The 245-nt window shown below is 62.0% G+C and carries 1 tRNA gene; it reads right to left on the minus strand.

From position 1 onward, the window contains the following. Nucleotides 1–99 precede the first annotated feature (99 nt). A tRNA-Met gene (locus Y88_RS18680) sits at nt 100–176 on the minus strand. Nucleotides 177–245 lie beyond the last annotated feature (69 nt).

The raw sequence follows: 245 nt of genomic DNA on the forward strand, positions 1-245 counted from the left end.
AGACTGCCTCGCAGCAGCCCCGCCTCTCATTCCGATTCGCTGTGAACCGGCCGGGGAAGCGCCCATCTAAGTCGGCTGCCGAAACAGTCAAGCCAGAAATGGTTGCGGGGGCAGGATTTGAACCTGCGACCTTCAGGTTATGAGCCTGACGAGCTACCGGGCTGCTCCACCCCGCGACGGGGGCGGCCCGCATAGCGGGCCGTCTCATGCCTCAAATCTCCCAAAGGGATGATCGAGGCAAATTC

It is taken from the genome of Novosphingobium nitrogenifigens DSM 19370, from assembly GCF_000192575.1.
GTDB classification, from domain to species: Bacteria; Pseudomonadota; Alphaproteobacteria; order Sphingomonadales; family Sphingomonadaceae; genus Novosphingobium; species Novosphingobium nitrogenifigens.